17 protein-coding genes are annotated in these 16,939 nt (G+C 61.3%); 12 read left to right on the top strand and 5 right to left on the bottom strand.

What is annotated here, in order from left to right; all coding sequences use genetic code 11:
• The 5 genes from ACOSV0_RS25610 (at position 1) to ACOSV0_RS25590 (ending at position 5,721) form a co-directional block, all read left to right on the top strand.
• Positions 1-996, top strand: a complete 996-nt coding sequence (locus ACOSV0_RS25610; RefSeq protein WP_434114834.1) for an ABC transporter ATP-binding protein — start codon at positions 1-3, stop codon at positions 994-996.
• Positions 993-2,057: an ABC transporter ATP-binding protein gene (locus ACOSV0_RS25605; RefSeq protein ID WP_434114832.1), complete on the top strand. Its 1,065-nt coding sequence runs from the start codon at positions 993-995 to the stop codon at positions 2,055-2,057. Before ACOSV0_RS25610 ends, ACOSV0_RS25605 begins: the two co-directional genes overlap by 4 nt.
• A 153-nt stretch (positions 2,058-2,210) precedes the next feature.
• On the top strand, positions 2,211-3,800 hold the full coding sequence (locus ACOSV0_RS25600; protein WP_434114831.1) for an OprD family outer membrane porin: 1,590 nt from the start codon (positions 2,211-2,213) through the stop codon (positions 3,798-3,800).
• Between the two features lie 212 nt (positions 3,801-4,012).
• Positions 4,013-5,215, top strand: coding sequence for a DUF6402 family protein (locus ACOSV0_RS25595; RefSeq protein ID WP_434114829.1), 1,203 nt, complete (start codon positions 4,013-4,015; stop codon positions 5,213-5,215).
• On the top strand, positions 5,212-5,721 hold the full coding sequence (locus ACOSV0_RS25590; protein WP_434114827.1) for a hypothetical protein: 510 nt from the start codon (positions 5,212-5,214) through the stop codon (positions 5,719-5,721). Before ACOSV0_RS25595 ends, ACOSV0_RS25590 begins: the two co-directional genes overlap by 4 nt.
• A 57-nt stretch (positions 5,722-5,778) precedes the next feature.
• On the opposite strand, the gene ACOSV0_RS25585 is transcribed toward ACOSV0_RS25590, so the two are convergent.
• Complete coding sequence (locus ACOSV0_RS25585) at positions 5,779-6,657, bottom strand: IclR family transcriptional regulator (RefSeq protein ID WP_434114825.1); 879 nt, start codon at positions 6,655-6,657, stop codon at positions 5,779-5,781.
• 303 nt (positions 6,658-6,960) lie between these two features.
• On the opposite strand from ACOSV0_RS25585, the gene ACOSV0_RS25580 reads away from it, so the two are divergent.
• The 7 genes from ACOSV0_RS25580 (at position 6,961) to ACOSV0_RS25550 (ending at position 13,908) form a co-directional block, all read left to right on the top strand.
• Entirely contained in the window at positions 6,961-8,052 is a 1,092-nt protein-coding gene (locus tag ACOSV0_RS25580) for an ABC transporter ATP-binding protein (RefSeq protein ID WP_434114824.1), read from the top strand.
• Entirely contained in the window at positions 8,045-8,959 is a 915-nt protein-coding gene (locus ACOSV0_RS25575) for an ABC transporter permease (protein ID WP_434114822.1), read from the top strand. The genes ACOSV0_RS25580 and ACOSV0_RS25575 overlap by 8 nt, the downstream gene beginning before the upstream one ends.
• A gap of 16 nt (positions 8,960-8,975) precedes the next feature.
• Complete coding sequence (locus tag ACOSV0_RS25570) at positions 8,976-9,770, top strand: ABC transporter permease (RefSeq protein ID WP_120344644.1); 795 nt, start codon at positions 8,976-8,978, stop codon at positions 9,768-9,770.
• On the top strand, positions 9,770-10,198 hold the full coding sequence (locus tag ACOSV0_RS25565; protein ID WP_434114820.1) for a (2Fe-2S)-binding protein: 429 nt from the start codon (positions 9,770-9,772) through the stop codon (positions 10,196-10,198). Before ACOSV0_RS25570 ends, ACOSV0_RS25565 begins: the two co-directional genes overlap by 1 nt.
• A complete protein-coding gene (locus ACOSV0_RS25560) occupies positions 10,195-11,628 on the top strand; it encodes an FAD-dependent oxidoreductase (RefSeq protein ID WP_434114818.1) in 1,434 nt (477 codons plus the stop codon). The genes ACOSV0_RS25565 and ACOSV0_RS25560 overlap by 4 nt, the downstream gene beginning before the upstream one ends.
• Complete coding sequence (locus ACOSV0_RS25555) at positions 11,621-12,748, top strand: NAD(P)/FAD-dependent oxidoreductase (protein WP_434114817.1); 1,128 nt, start codon at positions 11,621-11,623, stop codon at positions 12,746-12,748. The genes ACOSV0_RS25560 and ACOSV0_RS25555 overlap by 8 nt, the downstream gene beginning before the upstream one ends.
• A gap of 113 nt (positions 12,749-12,861) precedes the next feature.
• Positions 12,862-13,908 (top strand): ABC transporter substrate-binding protein, encoded by a 1,047-nt coding sequence (locus tag ACOSV0_RS25550; protein WP_434114816.1) that lies wholly within the window; start codon positions 12,862-12,864, stop codon positions 13,906-13,908.
• Here the strand turns inward: ACOSV0_RS25550 and ACOSV0_RS25545 are convergent, their stop codons facing one another.
• The 4 genes from ACOSV0_RS25545 to ACOSV0_RS25530 all read right to left on the bottom strand — a co-directional run bounded on the left by ACOSV0_RS25545 (position 13,909) and on the right by ACOSV0_RS25530 (position 16,927).
• Positions 13,909-14,208, bottom strand: coding sequence for a hypothetical protein (locus ACOSV0_RS25545; RefSeq protein ID WP_434114814.1), 300 nt, complete (start codon positions 14,206-14,208; stop codon positions 13,909-13,911).
• 58 nt (positions 14,209-14,266) lie between these two features.
• Positions 14,267-15,202 carry a 2-dehydropantoate 2-reductase gene (panE, locus tag ACOSV0_RS25540; protein WP_434114813.1) on the bottom strand — a complete coding sequence of 312 codons (936 nt, stop codon included), beginning with the start codon at positions 15,200-15,202 and terminating at the stop codon, positions 14,267-14,269.
• A 373-nt stretch (positions 15,203-15,575) separates the two neighbouring features.
• Positions 15,576-16,541 (bottom strand): nucleoside hydrolase, encoded by a 966-nt coding sequence (locus tag ACOSV0_RS25535; protein ID WP_434114811.1) that lies wholly within the window; start codon positions 16,539-16,541, stop codon positions 15,576-15,578.
• Positions 16,538-16,927, bottom strand: a complete 390-nt coding sequence (locus ACOSV0_RS25530; protein ID WP_434114809.1) for a cytidine deaminase — start codon at positions 16,925-16,927, stop codon at positions 16,538-16,540. Before ACOSV0_RS25530 ends, ACOSV0_RS25535 begins: the two co-directional genes overlap by 4 nt.
• Between the last annotated feature and the right edge of the window lie 12 nt (positions 16,928-16,939).

Below are 16,939 nucleotides of genomic sequence, written 5' to 3'. Positions count from 1 at the left end.
ATGCCGCTACTCGAAGTCAAAGACCTGAGCGTGCGCTTCACGCGCCGCGAGGGCGCACCCGTCGACGCGGTGCAGCGCGTGTCGTTTTCGCTCGAAGCGGGCCGCACGCTCGGCATTGTCGGCGAATCGGGCTCGGGTAAAAGTCAGACCGTGATGGCGCTGCTCGGCCTGCTGGCCGGCAACGGCAAAGTGTCCGGTGAAGCGAAGTATCGCGGCGAAAACCTGCTGACAATGAACGAAGCCGGGTTGAACCGGATCCGCGGCGACCGCATCGGCATGATTTTTCAGGACCCGATGACCTCGCTCAATCCGTTCCTGACGATCGAACGGCAGATGACCGAGACGCTGCAACTGCATCGCAAGATGTCGCGCCGCGAAGCGCGCCGCCGCGCCATCGAAACGCTCGAAACGGTGCGTATTCCCGATGCCGCACGGCGCATCAACATGTATCCGCACGAGTTTTCCGGCGGCATGCGGCAACGCGTGATGATCGCCATGGCGTTGCTCTCCGAACCGGAAATCCTGATCGCCGACGAACCGACCACCGCCCTCGACGTCACCGTGCAGGCGCAGATCATCGAACTGCTGCGCGAATTGAACCGCGAACGCGGCACCGCGATCATTCTGATCACGCACGACATGGGCGTCGTGGCCGGTTTGTGCGACGACGTGATGGTGATGTACGCCGGCCAGACCGTCGAGCAGGCAAACGCCGCCACCTTGTTCGCCGCACCGACCCATCCGTACACGATCGGCCTGCTGAACGCGCTGCCGCGCCTGACTGACGACGACGACCGTCCGCTGCAAACCATTCCCGGCAACCCGCCGCTGCCCGGCGAAGTCGGCGAGGGCTGCGCATTCGCGCCGCGCTGCGCGTATTGCTCCGACAGGTGCCGCGAGTCGCGGCCTGCGCTCACGGTGTCGCCAACGGCCGCCGACGCGTTGCGCGCATGCCATCGGCCGGTTCAGGAAATCATGGAGGTACAACACGTATGAACGCGACTTCCATTGCAGGCCAGGGTCAAGTGCAGAACCAGGACCCCGCAACGCTCCTGTCGGTCGACAATCTCAAGGTGCAATTCGGCGTGCCGCGCGGCGGCTTTCCGTGGTCCGGCAAGGCGACGCTGCGCGCGGTCGACGGCGTGTCGTTCAGCGTGCGGCGCGGCGAAACCGTGGGCCTCGTCGGCGAATCGGGTTGCGGCAAGTCCACCCTGGCGCGCGCGATCATCGGCCTCGCGCCGGTGGCGAGCGGCAGCGTGCGCTGGCTCGACAAGGAAACCGTACTGACGGGTGCGCGCCGCGATACCTCGCGCTTGCGTCGCGACGTGCAGATGATTTTCCAGGACCCGCTCGCCTCGCTCGATCCGCGCATGACGATCGAACAGATCGTCGCCGAGCCCTTAACCACTTACGGTCAGGACATTGCCCGCGCCGACGTGCAGCGGCGTGTTCTAACGATGCTCGAACGCGTCGGTCTCAATGCACAGCATCTGCGCCGCTATCCGCACGAGTTTTCCGGCGGCCAATGCCAGCGCGTAGGTATTGCGCGCGCGTTGATCGGCGAGCCGCAACTGGTGATCTGCGATGAGCCGGTGTCGGCGCTCGACGTGTCGATCCAGGCGCAGATCGTCAACCTGTTGCGCGATCTGCAGCGCGAGTTGTCGCTGTCGCTGCTGTTCGTCGCGCACGATCTCGCGGTCGTCAAGGCGATCAGCCACCGCGTGCTGGTGATGTATCTGGGACGTGTGATGGAATTCGGCGACAAGCGCGACGTGTATGGCACGCCGCGTCATCCGTACACGCGGGCGTTGCTTTCCGCGGTGCCGGTGCCCGATCCGGTGGTTGAACGCGCCCGCCGTCATCTGCTGTTACGCGGCGAGATTGCGTCGCCGCTCAGTCCGCCTTCCGGCTGCGCGTTTCGCACGCGCTGCCCGGATGCGATCGAGGCTTGCGCGAACGAGATTCCGCAGCCCGTCACGCATGGTGCGAGCGCGACGCGCATCGCATGCATTCGCGTGAGCGACGCCCCGAAGGAAGTCCCCTTGGCGGCGCGCTAAAGAAACCCGTCTGAAAATTTAAACCGTATTCCCCCGGCGCGACGGGCCGTCGCGCCGCTGGATTCGTTCGTCCTGTCATCAGCAGGACGAACGATAAGCGTGGACTGGCTAACCGCCAGCCAAAGACTCACCAAAATAACAGAGACGTACATCATGAAAGATAGCCGAACAAAAAACCGGTCAAAAAAAACCAGTGCCGCCACCTTCTTTTACTGCGCATTCACGCTGCCCGCGCTAACCATCGGCACGAGTGCTTACGCCGACGACGCCGTATTGGAGCCCACCTCCGATACGACGAAAACTCAAACACTCGCGCAAACGTTTTCTTCTCCTACGCCACGGTCGCAAGCTTCATCGGCCTCGCAAACTGCGCAGGCGGTCGCACCGGGCAAACGCAGAGCGGACCAGGGCGGCCAGGTCCGCAACGATCAACCCGACACCACCAACGCCGTCATCAACGCAGAAGCCGACCAGACTGTCACGCCACCCGCGCCGCTGTCGAGCCAGGCGGCAAGCAAGGGTTTTATCGCCGACAGCCATCTGAACCTGCAGTTTCGCAATTACGCCGACTACTTCCAGGCGCCCACTTCGATCTATCGGCATGCGTGGATTCAGGGCGCTCAGGCCAACTACGAATCAGGCTTCACGCAAGGCCTGGTCGGTTTTGGCGTCGATGCATCGCTGTTCGCCGCGCTCAAACTCGACGGCGGCAACGGCGCCAGCAACATGGTGCACGTCGGCAAGGACGGCGGCGGTTCGCAGCAGCTCGCGTGGGCTTACCCCGGCATGTACGACATCAAGGGACGCATTTCGGAAACGATCGTGAAATACGGTCTGCAAATCGTCACCAACCCGTTCCTCGAGCCGCACGACAACCGCGCGCTGCCGCCGACTTTCCTCGGTGTCTCGATGGTCAGCAACGATCTGGTTCATACGACGCTGGAGGCCGGCAGTTTTACCAAAGTCGACGCACGCGGCCACACGAACCTGAGCAATCTGACCACCTCGTATGGCGGTACGCGCATCGATCGCCTGACCTATGTGGGCGGTACGTGGCACTACGCGAAGAACGGCGAAATGGCGCTGTACGTCGACCAGGCGGACGACGTCTGGCGTCAGTACTATGGCTCGGTCGCGCAGTCGTTCGGCGATCCCACCACCATCAAATGGAGCGGTCTCGCGAACATCTATTCGACGCACGATACCGGCGCGTCACGCCAGGGGCACATCAACAGCAACGCGTACAGTTTGTCGGTCTCGGCTCAGCACGGCCCGCACGCGCTGCTGCTCGGCTACCAGCAGGTGCTCGGCGACCAGTTCTTCGATTACGTCAACGAAACCAACGGCATCTACCTGACCAACTCGATGGACGTCGACTACAACGCGCCGCATGAACAGTCGCTGCAATTGCGCTATACGTTCGACGGCAAATACGCCGGCGTGCCGGGGCTCAAGGCGATGTTCTGGGGCGAATATGGCTGGGGCGCGGACGCCTCGGCGGGTGCCGCGGACAATGCTTCCGCATCGGCGCCGCTGCATAACCTGTACTGGAAGAACGGCGAACCGGTACATGGTCATCATCACGAGTTCGGCTTCATTCCGAGCTATACGCTGCAGAGCGGCCGCTTCAAGGACACGAAGCTTACCTTCATCGCGATGTGGCACAACGCCTCGCGCTATTACTCCGATGGCAACAATATGGAGTACCGGCTGGTGGTGAATGTGCCGGTGAAGGTGTTCTGAGTTTGGTGGGGTTTAGGGTCTTATTTACAGGCGCATAGGAATCGTTATTTTTGTGCGAGTGTGCGAGTGTGCGAGTGTGCGAGTGTGCGAGGAGCACACTCGCACGCGCTGAATCGACATAAACAGGTTTTTCGAGATTCGTGGTCCGGTTAGGATTACTGACCCGAATCAACGGCGACGCGGAGTAGCCGGCAGTCGGCGTCCGAAACCTCATGTGCAAAAAAATGCCTATCTCCAACCATGAAAAAATCCCCTACTACAAAACAAACAACGTCCTTTGGAAGTGGACCCTATGCGACGGCACTGACGGATGTCAGATTGTGCCGGACGTCAATCTTTCGAGTGACAAAACTCCACCGGCACTGCGTAATCAATCGCCACCGCTATCGGTCCCAAGAGAGCATCGCAACAAAAAAGAAGTTGGCGATGGACTACTGACGATACTGGAGGCAACAGCCCGATTCAAAAAATGGCTGGATACACCGAATCCGCCAAAACATCTGACGGCCGCTCAAGCGGAAAATCCGGAGACCATACCGCTGTTCGACATCCAGGAGATTCCCAGCGCGATGCGCAAGAACTTCATGTTCAAATCCGCCATGCTGATGGAGAAGTGGTTCGCAGGCGAGTTGAACTATTCATCTACCGACAGCGATGAAGCAGCGGGAATCAATCAGGACGGCAAGCCATACCCACCCAGCATGTACGATACGACCACCATCAAGCTAGACTGGGTATTGAATTTCAGGCGAGCAAAGGACCAGTACGACGCATTGGTCAATGCTGCGATCCGAAACCCTGGCGCCATGCAACAACTTGCTCTGACTCTCTCCCGGTACAAACGAAGTCGCGCTGAACTCGACACCTGGGAAATCAGCGGAAAAAGTCTTGCAAACCTGCATAAACATTTTCAGTTTCAGCGTGTTGGCGTCGAAAGTACTCTCTCGCAAAAAATCAGCCAGTTCATTGCTTCAAACATGACGAACAGAGGGACGCCAGACGACCTGACAGGGGCACTCGGTTCGTTCAACTTCTACGCTGCTATCGCATATGCCGAATTTAACGGTGACGTTACGGCTGCCAGGTTAAAAGGCATCTATGTATATGTCCGGGACAATTACACTTTCACCGATAAACCCGGCGAAGCATCACAGTATCTGGGACACTGGAGCCGAAAGGGAATCGTTATCGTTCCCTACAGTGCAGGGGCCTCGATTCTCAATCAACCGTGGCTTCCCTACGTTGACTATCCCGTTGCGGTTGGGGATAGACGTGTGAGTGGGAACGTCTACTACCCCATCAAAAACAGTTCATTCCGACAGTGGGCAATGCGGCATAAGCGTGGTGGCGACTTTATTGTCTATTCGGATTATCGTTTTGTGCCGATTTACCCACCTATGACGGTCTACCTATGATGGGAATGCAGGGATATTCCGAAGGCATGATGGTGTTCTATGCGCTCGTCCTTATTGCCCTGGTTGTGCTGGTTAGCTTCGTCCGCTCGGTGGTCATCATTTTTTCGCAATCAACGGGACGAGCGGCGCGCTGCAGACATATCGGCGCGTTGTGGGCCAGGCGGATTGCCAGCGCGGCCGTGCTATGGATTATCGTCAATTACTGGATCAGCGCTGACCTGAGGTCAAAGGCACGTGATTGCAGTAAGACATCCTCGGATGGAGGACGTTATACAGCCGAACTGTGCCTACTGCGATGGAATCCCGGAGGGGATTCTGACTACATCGGCCGCGTGTACAACGCAAAAGATGGCGAACTGTTGGCCGAGCGAACATTTCGTACGCCCGTACCGGAGTTGTCGTGGTGGAAAGATGAAAATGTTTCATTCTCAAGAGGCGGTGACGATTCTTCCCTGGTAACCTTGCCACCCACGCTGTATGACAGACTGCTAGCCCAAATACCCTAGCGGGCGCCGCGGTTTACTTGCCGTTCACCGCGACGCAACGCCTTCTTCCGGTCTCACTTACCCCGTGATCCGCTCAGTCGTCATTGCCCGCGACAAACCATGCATCGGCCGGCGCAACGCGACATCGAAGGGATTGGTTTGCGGGCCGATCGCATCGGCCTGGCGTCGCAGCAATTCGACCACCATCGGCAAACGATCGTCGCCGAGTCGCGCCGCCAGAGTGCCGACGCTCAATGCCGCCACCGCGACGCCGGTGCGATCCAGAATCGGCACCGCCACGCCCGCCATGCCGTCGAGCACGCCGCTATTGCGGCCCGCGTAACCGAGTTGGCGCACGCGTTCGATCTCGGTGCGCAAATACACTTCGTCGAGTACGCCATAGCCGCGAATGCGCGGCACGTTAAAACGAATGATCTCTTCACGCTCCGCTTCCGGCAGGAACGCGAGAATCGCCAGACTTCCCTGACCGACACCCAATGCGACACGCCCGCCGATATCGCCAGTGAACGAGCGAATCGGAAACGGCCCTTCGCAGATGTCGAGACACACCGCGTCAAAACTGCTTTTGACGAGCAGGAAAATCGTATCGCCAAGACTCGCGCACAGCCGCAACAACGCGGGACGACACAACGTACGCATGCCGCTCGGGTTGCCGGCCTGCGCAGCAAGCGCAAAGAAATCCACGCTCAACCGATACAGCTTCGAACTCTCGTCCTGTTCGACAATGCCCTCCGCGATCAGCGCGTGAAGAATGCGGTGCACCGTGCCTTGCGTCAGACCCACCGCTTTCGCGAGACGCGTGACGCGACCGCCGTCGGGTTGCGCCTCGGACAACGCGCGGATCACAGCGAAGGCGCGCTCCAGCATCCCGGGACCTGGCGCACTGCCCGCTTCAGCCAGTGCCGGATCGACATCTCGTTTGGTGGCAGCATTCATCTCCAGCGCTCCGGATTATTTCATTGATCGGAACACTATAGAGGGAATTATCCGTGAATGGAATCTTCCCGGTATGCCCTTTTCATTTGCAACTCACGCTGGACCATAGGGATTTTCCGGACATCATGGAACGGAATGGTTGACACCAGTCTTACCGAATATATTCCGTTCATCGGAATTTTTTCCAAACTTATACCGGCAAACGGAATTTGAAATTGACGCCATGGAATTTGGCTGGATAGAGTCGGCTCCATCGAGGCAGTTGCCGATTGAACCGGTGTCGAACCATCCAAAGGCCAGATCATGTCGTTCCTCACACTCACGGACGTAGCGAAATCGTTCGGCGATCTGCAGGCGGTCGCCGACGTGAACCTGTCGGTTGAAAAAGGCGAGTTCGTTTCGCTGCTGGGGCCGTCCGGCTGCGGCAAGACCACCACGCTGCAGATGATCGCCGGCTTCGTCGAAACGACACGTGGACGCATCACGCTCGACGGCCACGACATCACGCACATGAAGCCGAACAAGCGCGGCCTCGGCATCGTATTTCAGAGCTACGCGCTCTTTCCGCATATGAGCGTCGCGGACAACGTCGGCTTCGGGCTCGAGATGCGCAACATCGACAAAGCCGAGCGCAAGGAGCGCGTACGCGAAGCGCTGGCGCTGGTGCGGCTCGATACGCTCGCACACCGCTTTCCACGCGAGTTGTCCGGCGGTCAGCGCCAGCGTGTGGCGCTTGCCCGCGCGATCGTGATCGCGCCGCCCGTGTTGCTGCTCGACGAACCCATGTCGAATCTCGACGCCAAGCTGCGCGAAGACATGCAGTTCGAACTGCGCAGCATTCAACGCAAGATTGGCACGACCACCATCATGGTCACGCACGACCAGTCCGAAGCGCTGTCGATCAGCGACCGCGTAGTCGTGATGGAAGCAGGCCGTATCACGCAGATCGACACACCCTACGAAGCTTATGAGCGGCCCGAAAACAGATTCGTCTCGCAGTTCATCGGCAAGGCGAACATGCTGGCCGGCACCGTGGTGGCACGCGACGGCGACGCGATCCGCATCGACCTCGGACACGATCTCGCCGAGACCGGCCACACCGCGCAACTGCCGACGCGCGAACGCGTGATCGGCGTCGGCGATGCGGTGACGTTGTGCATTCGCCCTGAAAAGCTGCGCCTGTGCGCGCCGGAGACGGGACGTCTGGCGGCCACCGTGACAAGCCGCTTCTTCCTCGGCAGCCAATGGCTGTATCGCATGGACAGCCGGCTCGGCGAAATGCTGGTGTGCTGCCAGAACGAAGGCACCGAGCCGCTGCCGGAAGGCGCGGCGGTCGGGGTCGACTGGAACAGCGAGGCGATCCGCTTCATTCAACGGGATGCGCATCATGGCTAGTACGCTGCCTGCTTCGAACAACAACAGCATGAAGACCGGCAATGCACGCCGCGCGCCGTGGCAAGCGTTTTTACCCTTGTGGCTGATGTGCGCACCAGCTTTCCTGCTGTTTGCAGCGCTTGTGCTGGTGCCGCTCGTAATGACCCTGGTGCTGACCTTCTACCGCTTCGATCCGTCGAGCGGTCCGCTCGCGGCATTCCAGTTCGGCAACTATGCGGAAGTGCTGACATCGTCGTATTTCCACACGATCTTCCTGCGCACCTTCGGCATCGCCTTTCTCACCACGCTGCTGTGCATCGTGATCGGCACACCCGAAGCGTACGTGCTGTCGCGCATGCGCGATCCCTATCGCTCGATGTTCCTGCTGGTCATTCTCGCGCCCCTGCTGGTCTCGGTCGTGGTGCGCGCATTCGGCTGGAGCATGCTGCTCAACAGCAACGGTCTCGTGAATCAGGCGTTCGGTCTCGTCGGACTCGGGCCGTACAAGCTCGAATACACCACTTTCGCGATTGTCATTGCACTGGTGCACGTGATGCTGCCGTTCATGGTGATTCCCGTGTGGACCGCGTTGCAGAAGCTCGACCCGCAAACGGAAAATGCCGCGCTTTCACTCATGGCATCGCCCGGCACGATCCTGCGCCGCATTGTATTGCCGCAACTCACGCCGGGCATTCTGTCGGGCAGCCTGATGGTGTTCGGCCTGTCAGCAAGCGCGTTTGCGATTCCCGGCCTGCTCGGCGGACGGCGCCTGAAAGTCGCCGCCACCGCCGTCTACGACGAATTCCTCGGCTCGCTGAACTGGCCGCTCGGCGCGACCATCGCGCTCCTGTTGCTGGTCGCGAATCTGATCGTGATGCTCACTTACTACCGGGTTCTGGAACGTAAATACACCAGAAGCCTCGGCTGAACCTCGCGAGATCATCATGAGAAAAAACGGCCCCATTGCGCTGATTTTCCACACACTCGTCATTGCGTTCGTGCTCGCGCCGCTGGTGATCGTCGTGCTGGTCGCCTTCACGCCCGACGAAACGCTCACGCTGCCCACGCACGGTGTATCGCTGCGCTGGTTCCGCGCGATCCTCGATTACCCGGACTTCATCTCGGCGTTCTTCAACAGCCTGAAGCTGGCGTTCGCCTCTGCGACGCTGTCGTTGATCGTTGCGTTGCCTGCCGCGTTGGCCATCGGCCGTGCGCGCTTTCCGGGCCGTGGCTTCCTCAACGGCTTACTGCTGTCGCCGCTGGTGATTCCCGGCCTCGTGCTCGGCATCGCACTGCTGCGCTTCTTCGCGCTGATCGGCGCGACGGGATCGTTCGCGTGGCTCGTGCTCGCGCACATGATCATCATCACGCCGTTCGTGATGCGGCTCGTGCTGGCCTCGGTCAGTGGTCTCGACCGCAGCGTCGAACATGCGGCGCACTCGCTCGGCGCCGACGCATGGACCACGTTTCGCCGCATCACCTTCCCGATGATTCTGCCGGGCATTACCGGCGGCTGGCTGCTAGCTTTCATCAACAGCTTCGACGAGCTGACGATGTCGATCTTCGTCACCTCGCCGCAAACGGTCACGCTCCCGGTGCGTATGTACATGTACGCGACCGAATCGATCGACCCGATGATGGCGTCCGTCTCCGCGCTGGTGATCTTCATCACCGCGGGCGCGATGCTGCTGCTCGATCGCGTGTATGGGCTCAACCGGATTCTGATCGGCCAGCACTGATGTCTTCTACTGCCCTCTCTCACATGCCGTCGAATTTGCCGTCATCCGAACCCGTTGCGCCGACACGCGATGCACAATTCGTTCGCGTCGCGGAAACGCAGCGTGAACCGCTCAGTTTTTTTATCGACGGTCATGAAGTCTTTGCCTTGCAAGGCGATACGTTATTGACTGCCGTGTTGATGCAGCAACGGTGCGTGCGCGAAAGCGAATTCAGCGGTGCGCCGCGTGCCGGCTTCTGCCTGATCGGCGCATGCCAGGACTGCTGGATGCGTACGGAAGACGGCTTGCGTTTGCGCGCGTGCTCGACGCTGGTGACGCAAGGTCTGCGCGTAGTCACGCGGTTTGCCAACGCTGCCTCGTCCGCTGCCGTTACTTCTGATTCTGACGCTGCTGCCCTAACTGCGGCTGCGAACGGAGAGAAGCAATGAGCAACGAACACCGCGTGGTGATCGTCGGCGCGGGACCGGCCGGCGTGCGCGCTGCCGAAACACTCGTTGCCGCAGGTGTCAGACCCATCGTGCTGGATGAAAACGCTCGCTGGGGTGGACAGATTTATCGTCAACCGCCCGCGAGCGGTACATTCCAGCGCTCGAAGAAAACGCTCTACGGTTTCGAAGCGCACAAAGCCGACGCGTTGCATACGACGATGGCCGCGCTTCTTGCGCATCTCGACTATCGCCCGGACACGCTGGCGTGGGCGTGTGAACCGGGCCGGCTCGATACGCTGCACGCAGGGCGCGAAATCTGTGTGCCGTTCTCGCACCTGATCATCGCGAGCGGCGCCGTCGATCGCGTGTTGCCGGTGCCGGGCTGGACGCTTCCGGGTGTCTACACGCTGGGCGCCGCGCAAGTCGCGTTAAAGGCGCAGGGCTGTGCGATCGGTCAGCGCGTGGTGCTGGCAGGCACGGGGCCGTTGCTCTATCTCGTAGCCTATCAGTATGTGAAAGCCGGCGCGCAGGTGGTCGCCGTGCTCGACACGAGCCCACTTTCGCAACAGATTGCAGCAGCGCCGAAACTCGCGCGGCAACCTGCTACGTTCGCCAAAGGGCTTTATTACGTCGGCTGGCTAAAGATGCACGGCGTGCGGATCGAACGCGACGTGAGCCTGATCGGCATTCGTGGCGAGCAAGGCGTGACTGCCATTGAATGGCGTTCTCCAACCAATGGCTCGAAGACCGAAACCATCGCGTGCGACGCCGTCGGCATCAGCTTCGGGCTGAAGCCTGAAACCCAACTCGCCGATCTCGCCGGGTGCCGCTTTCGTTTCGACGCCCACAATCGCTGCTGGCTACCCGAACTCGACGCCGCCGGCCGCAGTTCGGTGCGTGGCATCTACCTGGCCGGCGACGGTGCGGGCATCGCCGGCGCCGACGCCGCCGAACTCGCCGGCCGCCGCACGGCGTTGGCTCTGCTCGACGATCTCGGTATCGCGCATCCACGTGGGCCCGGCATGCGCGATGCGGCTTCCCTCGACCGCAGCCTGCAACGTATCGCTGTATTTCGCCAGGGTATCGAAGCAGCCTTCGCGCCGCCGGCACAATGCGCGGCGCAATGGCCCGACAACATGACGGTATGCCGCTGCGAAGAAATCGACGCGGGCACGTTGCGGCGCTGCATCCGCGGTGGCGAAGCGAACGAGATCAACCGCCTGAAAGCGCTGACTCGCGTCGGCATGGGCCGTTGCCAGGGACGCATGTGCGGCGAAGCGGCATTGACGCTGCTGGCGGAAGAAACCGGCAAACCCCTCGACGCCGTGGGCCGCTTGCGCAGTCAGCCGCCTGTCAAACCGATTCCGCTCTCGCCCGCGATGTACGCCGAAGGCGTCGTCGAGATTCCCGAGGAGGCACGCGATGAGTGACGCCCTGCACTACGACGTCGCGATTGCGGGCGGCGGGTTGGTCGGCTCGTCGGCAGCCTTGGCGCTCGCGCGACGCGGCTTGCGTGTAGGCCTGTTCGAGCGGCGCTATTGCGGCGCGCAGGCAAGCGGCGTGAATTACGGTGGCGTGCGCGTTCAGGGACGGACGGCGGCACAGATGCCGCTCGCCATGCGGGCACGGCGCATCTGGGACCGCTTGCCGGAATTGATCGGCATCGACGGCGAATTCGTCGTGTCGGGACATTTGCGGCTCGCTCGCAGCGAAGCCGATCTTGCCGCGCTCGAAGCATGGGCGGACATGGCGCGCGGCCACGGACTGCAAACGCAGTTGATCGGCGGTGCCGCGTTCAGGCAACGCTATCCGTGGCTAGGCGCCGCAGCGATCGGCGGCTCGCTGTGTGCGACCGACGGTCATGCGAATCCGCGTCTGGTCTCGCCCGCGTTCGCGCGTGCGGCGCGAGCCGCGGGCGCGGAAGTCCACGAACAGACCGAGCTGACCGATATCCATCACGACGGCACGCGCTTCCAGCTACGAGCAGGCGACACGCGCATCAGCGCCGACTGGCTGATCAACTCGGCGGGCGCATGGGCGAATACGGTTGCCGGTTACTTCGGCGAAACCGCGCCGATGAAACCGATCTACCCAAACATGTGGGTCACCGAGCCGTTGCCGCTGTTCATCAGGCACAACCTGGGCGTGTACGGCGGCGGCATCTACGCGCGGCAAGTGGCGCGCGGCAACTGCGTGATCGGCGGCGGACGCGGGCACGGCGACGGCGAATACGGTCAACCGTCGACGGAGACCACTCGCACCGTGATGCGCGATGCGTGCGCCCTGCTGCCCGCGTTGCGCGAGGCGTTGCTGATCCGCACATGGAGCGGCGTGGAAGGCGAAACGCCGGACAGCAATCCGATCATCGGTGCAAGCCGTACGACGCCGCGTCTGTTGCATGCATTCGGCTTTTCGGGCGGCGGTTTTCTGCTGGCGCCAGGTGTGGGCGAAATACTCGCGGATCTGGTGATCGACGGCGCGACGGCTACGCCTCTGGATGCTTTTTCGATCAATCGCTTCGCTGCTGTTGCTGCGCCGTCTGTCGCCTAGTTGTTGTCTGGTCAGCGCCTGGTTGCCACTTAGTTTAGTTATCGCTTAGTTATCGCCTGGTCACCACTTAGTCATCGCCCCGTTATCGTTTAACGAAACTCAGGAGCCTCTCAATGAAACTGTTCAAGACGATCGCGGCGCTGGCCGCATTGTGCGCATTCAGTGCCGCCGCGCCGGCATGGTCGGAGACCAAGACCATCTATATCGGCATGAACGGCGGTCCGATGGAAAAGGCTTATACGAGCCAGGTCTTGCCCGATTTCGAAAAAGCCAACAACGTCAAAGTGGTCGTGGTGCCCGGCACCTCGTCGGACATTCTCGCCAAGCTGCTCGCCAACAAAGCGAATCCGCAAATCCACGTGGTGTTTCTCGACGACGGCGTGATGGCGCGCGCGGTCAGCATGGGCGTGTGCAAGAAGCTCGACGACGCGCCGGTGCTCAAGGAGCTCTACCCGTTCGCGCGCATGAAGGACGACATGGGCGCGGGCGTGCAACTCGGCATGACCGGCATTGCGTACAACAAGAAGCTGTTCGCTGAAAAAGGCTGGGCGCCGCCGACTTCGTGGATGGATTTCGCCGATCCGAAGTACAAGGGCAAGGTGGTGTTCCAGTCCGCTTCGAGCAGCACCTTCGGTCTGCACGGCTTTCTGGCGATCAACCGTTTGATGGGCGGCAGCGAGCAGAACGTCGAACCCGGCTTCACGAAATGGGCCAGCACGGTCGGGCCGAACGTGGTGGAGTACGTGCCGAACTCGGCGAAAATTTCCGAAATGGTCCAGACCGGCGAAGCAGGCCTGTTCCCGTTGACCCCGACCGCCGTGAGCGATCTGCAGGACAAGGGCATTCCGGTCGGCTATGTGAATCCGAAGGAAGGACCGGTGTTGCTGCTGGTCGATCTGTGCGTGGTCAACAACAACCCCGATCCGCAACTGGCGCAGAAACTCGCGCAGTTCCTGCTTTCGGCACCGGCGCAGACCAAAGCCGCCGAGGCCGGCAAGCAGATTCCGACCAACCGTCTCGCGAAAATGACGCCGCCGATGCAGCAGAGCCTCGGCAACGTCGACGATATGGTGAAGAAGTTGACCGTGGTGGATTGGGACACGATCAATGCCCACCGCGCGCAGTGGGATACGCGCTGGAACAGGCAGATCGAGCGCTAATCAGAAGATCACCGAAATCGCCACGCCGAGCCAGATCGACAGGACGCCCGCCAGAAACATGTGCCGTGCGATACGGACGCGGGCGTCACTGGTTTCCGGCTCGACCGGACTGGTCGCCATCCACGGCACGAGCCCGAGGCAGCCGAATCCGATCATCGCAAACACGAAGACAAAGACATCGGAGACGTGCCATTTCGACTGATCGTACAAGCCCCAGTAGCCGAGAAAGACGATGCCGATCGAGAAGATCGTTGCCGAGGCCGCGCTAAGCGCGGGTACGGATCCGGTTGGACTCGGCATGCTGCACCTCCAATCTTGGGACTGCTGTGGCCATCCGCACCGCCTGACGCGCCGTCATTCAGGACGTGCGGGCCTGCCTCGCTTCATACGTCTTCAGATGACTATAGGCGATACGCAGCAGCGACAAGCCGTGCTCGCCCTTCTGCGCATCGCCGCCGCGCGAAATCAGATCGCCGAGAATGTGATCCGCCTCGGTATGCGAGTGGTTTTCGACGTCGCGCAGCATTGAGGCCGTCAGCGGTGAAGGCGTAAAGAGCGTTTGGGTGGCGCGGGCGTCGAAGTCCGGCCCCATGGTGAAGCCCTTGTATTCGGCAACTCCACGGCACTCGCCGAGCAGGTTTTCGACGATGCGCTTGCCATCCGGCGCAGCCAGAATATCGCCGACCGAACCCCGCATCAAGCACGTACTGGCCGCCAGTGTGGCCAGGAACACCCACTTCTCCCACATACGCAGCAGGATGTTGTCGCTGACCACCGCATCGAAATTCGCGCCGGCCATCGCGTCCGCGATCGCCTCTACGCGCTCCGACGTGCCGCCGTCCAGTTCGCCGAAGGTGATCGCATGCGTTTCGTTCAGATGCACGATGTGCTGCTCGGGGTTGAGCGTCGCGGCGATCACGCATTGACCGCCCAGTACGCGTGACGCACCGAACTTTTCCTTGAGCACGTCGATATGGCGCATGCCGTTGAGCATGGGCAGAATCAACGTCGATTCGCCGACCAGCGGGGCGAACGAATCGATCGCGTCGTCGAGGCTGTAGGCTTTACAACTGAGCAGCACCAGATCGAACGGCTCCGCGCTGACACCGGCGAGTATCGTCTTGACGTCGCGCAACGTGAGATTACCGCGCGCGCTATTGATGACGAGACCGTCGCGCTCGAGTTTTTCCGCACGGCCGGGACGCACCAGGAAGGTCACGTCCTGCCCCGCCGCTGCGAGACGTCCGCCGAAATAGCCGCCCACGGCGCCCGCCCCTACTACTAGAATTCGCATCTCTGGCCTCTTGATAGATTTGGGTCACGCGCGCCGGTTCGATCAGCGAAGGCTTCGAGGACCGCGCACGCAGCACGTCTGCAGAAATGTAGCAAAGATTGGCGATGCGCATCGGCCACAATGGCTGGCCGGTTTGCTGCAACGCATCGTGACCGCGTTGTTGCCTCGTTGTTGCCTCGTTGTTCTTACATCAGATCAATCGCCGCACCGTCAGCCGTCCATTACGCTCTGGCTGGCATAAAAGAGGCGCTGATTGAACGGCGCCCAAATGAACAGCACCCCAAAAATTGGCCACTGATGCGGCCGTTGGGGTGCAGTTCAAAGAACGGCCTCCCCTGAACACGCAACGGGACGGCAGCGTTGCAAGATCACCCTACAACGCGCCGCAGATGGTGCGCTCATAAAGCGCGAGCATCCCGGGCACATCTACGTCGAGGCAGACTTTGCACTCGGGCCGGCCGTCCCAGTCCGGCGCGGGCACCGGCATCGTAGAGGGTTTCTGGATGGTTTGGCCCACCGCGATACCGTCCGTCAGCACACGTACGGAACCGCTGCGAGTCGTATAGAGATGCGGCGCCAGCACATACGTGACCGCCGACGAATCGTGCACGTAAATGCCTTTAAGTTGCGCGCTCTGCTCATGAAAGGCTTCGTAGTGCCGCGATACGTCCCATACGAACTGCCCTGCCTCCCCGCCGCGCTCGCGCAGCGACGCCAGATAGTCCTGGCTCATGATGGTGCGCTGCGTGACGTCGAGTCCGACGATCGCTACCGGCCACGGCGCGCCGAGCACGATATCGGCGGCGTCGGGATCGCCGAGAATATTCGCCTCCGCGGCAGGGGTCACGTTGCCGAGCACGCCGTCGGTGCCGAACGCGCCGCCCATGATGACCACCTGCTTGACGAGCGGCGCGATCTGCGGATCGTCGGCGAGCGCCAATGCCAGGTTCGTGAGCGGGCCCACGGCGATCAAGGTCACTTCGCCAGGATGCGCGCGTACCGTGTCGATGATGAAACGGTGCGCGGGACGTGCGTCGAGCGCGGCTTCAGAACCGGCTTCGATCGCGATGTTGCCAAGCCCGTTGTCGCCATGAATCCACGCGAGCGGCTCGGGTGCCGCGCGCTTGAGCGGTGCCGCGGCGCCCTGCGCAACCGGCACGCCCGGTGCGAATCGCCCGGCGAGAAAACGCGCATTGCGCGTGGTGGTCGCGATCGTGGCGTTGCCGAATACGCTCGTCAGACCCAACAATTCGATGTCCGGATGCAGCGCCTGGAAAACAAGCGCCATCGCGTCGTCCACACCGGGATCGGTGTCGTAGATAACCTTGTGCTTGCTCATAGATAGAAGGCGTCCGGCAATTGTTCACGTGCGGTGGTATCGCGAGTGGCGCCATGCAGATTGCCGAGCCGGATCGGCAATTCGGGGCCGCCCAGTTCGATGATCACCTGGCGGCACGCGCCGCACGGTGCAATCGGTCCATCCGTATCGCCGATCACGGCAAGCGCGGCGAACTGGTCGCGCTGATAGCCCGCGGCAATCGCGCTGAAAAACGCCGTACGTTCAGCACAATTGCACAATCCGTACGAGGCGTTCTCGACATTGCAGCCGTCGAATACTTTGCCGTCTTTGGTCAGCAGCGCGGCGCCGACCTTGAACTTCGAATAAGGCGCATAGGCCTTTTCTCGCGCGACACCCGCGCGTTCCAGCAGTTGTTCCATGTTCATGCAACGATCCTC

The sequence above is a fragment of the Paraburkholderia caffeinilytica genome, assembly GCF_051027425.1.
Taxonomy (GTDB): domain Bacteria; phylum Pseudomonadota; class Gammaproteobacteria; order Burkholderiales; family Burkholderiaceae; genus Paraburkholderia; species Paraburkholderia caffeinilytica_A.
Note: the sequence above shows the minus strand (reverse complement) of the source record. Positions and strands in the feature narration are given on the sequence as shown.

Bases quoted from the DNA above. Each gene is read 5' to 3' on its own strand.
- ACOSV0_RS25610 (WP_434114834.1), top strand. From the start codon at position 1: ATGCCGCTACTCGAAGTCAAAGACCTGAGCGTGCGCTTCACGCGCCGC.
- ACOSV0_RS25605 (WP_434114832.1), top strand. From the start codon at position 993: ATGAACGCGACTTCCATTGCAGGCCAGGGTCAAGTGCAGAACCAGGAC.
- ACOSV0_RS25600 (WP_434114831.1), top strand. From the start codon at position 2,211: ATGAAAGATAGCCGAACAAAAAACCGGTCAAAAAAAACCAGTGCCGCC.
- ACOSV0_RS25595 (WP_434114829.1), top strand. From the start codon at position 4,013: ATGTGCAAAAAAATGCCTATCTCCAACCATGAAAAAATCCCCTACTAC.
- ACOSV0_RS25590 (WP_434114827.1), top strand. From the start codon at position 5,212: ATGATGGGAATGCAGGGATATTCCGAAGGCATGATGGTGTTCTATGCG.
- ACOSV0_RS25585 (WP_434114825.1), bottom strand. From the start codon at position 6,657: ATGAATGCTGCCACCAAACGAGATGTCGATCCGGCACTGGCTGAAGCG.
- ACOSV0_RS25580 (WP_434114824.1), top strand. From the start codon at position 6,961: ATGTCGTTCCTCACACTCACGGACGTAGCGAAATCGTTCGGCGATCTG.
- ACOSV0_RS25575 (WP_434114822.1), top strand. From the start codon at position 8,045: ATGGCTAGTACGCTGCCTGCTTCGAACAACAACAGCATGAAGACCGGC.
- ACOSV0_RS25570 (WP_120344644.1), top strand. From the start codon at position 8,976: ATGAGAAAAAACGGCCCCATTGCGCTGATTTTCCACACACTCGTCATT.
- ACOSV0_RS25565 (WP_434114820.1), top strand. From the start codon at position 9,770: ATGTCTTCTACTGCCCTCTCTCACATGCCGTCGAATTTGCCGTCATCC.
- ACOSV0_RS25560 (WP_434114818.1), top strand. From the start codon at position 10,195: ATGAGCAACGAACACCGCGTGGTGATCGTCGGCGCGGGACCGGCCGGC.
- ACOSV0_RS25555 (WP_434114817.1), top strand. From the start codon at position 11,621: ATGAGTGACGCCCTGCACTACGACGTCGCGATTGCGGGCGGCGGGTTG.
- ACOSV0_RS25550 (WP_434114816.1), top strand. From the start codon at position 12,862: ATGAAACTGTTCAAGACGATCGCGGCGCTGGCCGCATTGTGCGCATTC.
- ACOSV0_RS25545 (WP_434114814.1), bottom strand. From the start codon at position 14,208: ATGCCGAGTCCAACCGGATCCGTACCCGCGCTTAGCGCGGCCTCGGCA.
- panE (WP_434114813.1), bottom strand. From the start codon at position 15,202: ATGCGAATTCTAGTAGTAGGGGCGGGCGCCGTGGGCGGCTATTTCGGC.
- ACOSV0_RS25535 (WP_434114811.1), bottom strand. From the start codon at position 16,541: ATGAGCAAGCACAAGGTTATCTACGACACCGATCCCGGTGTGGACGAC.
- ACOSV0_RS25530 (WP_434114809.1), bottom strand. From the start codon at position 16,927: ATGAACATGGAACAACTGCTGGAACGCGCGGGTGTCGCGCGAGAAAAG.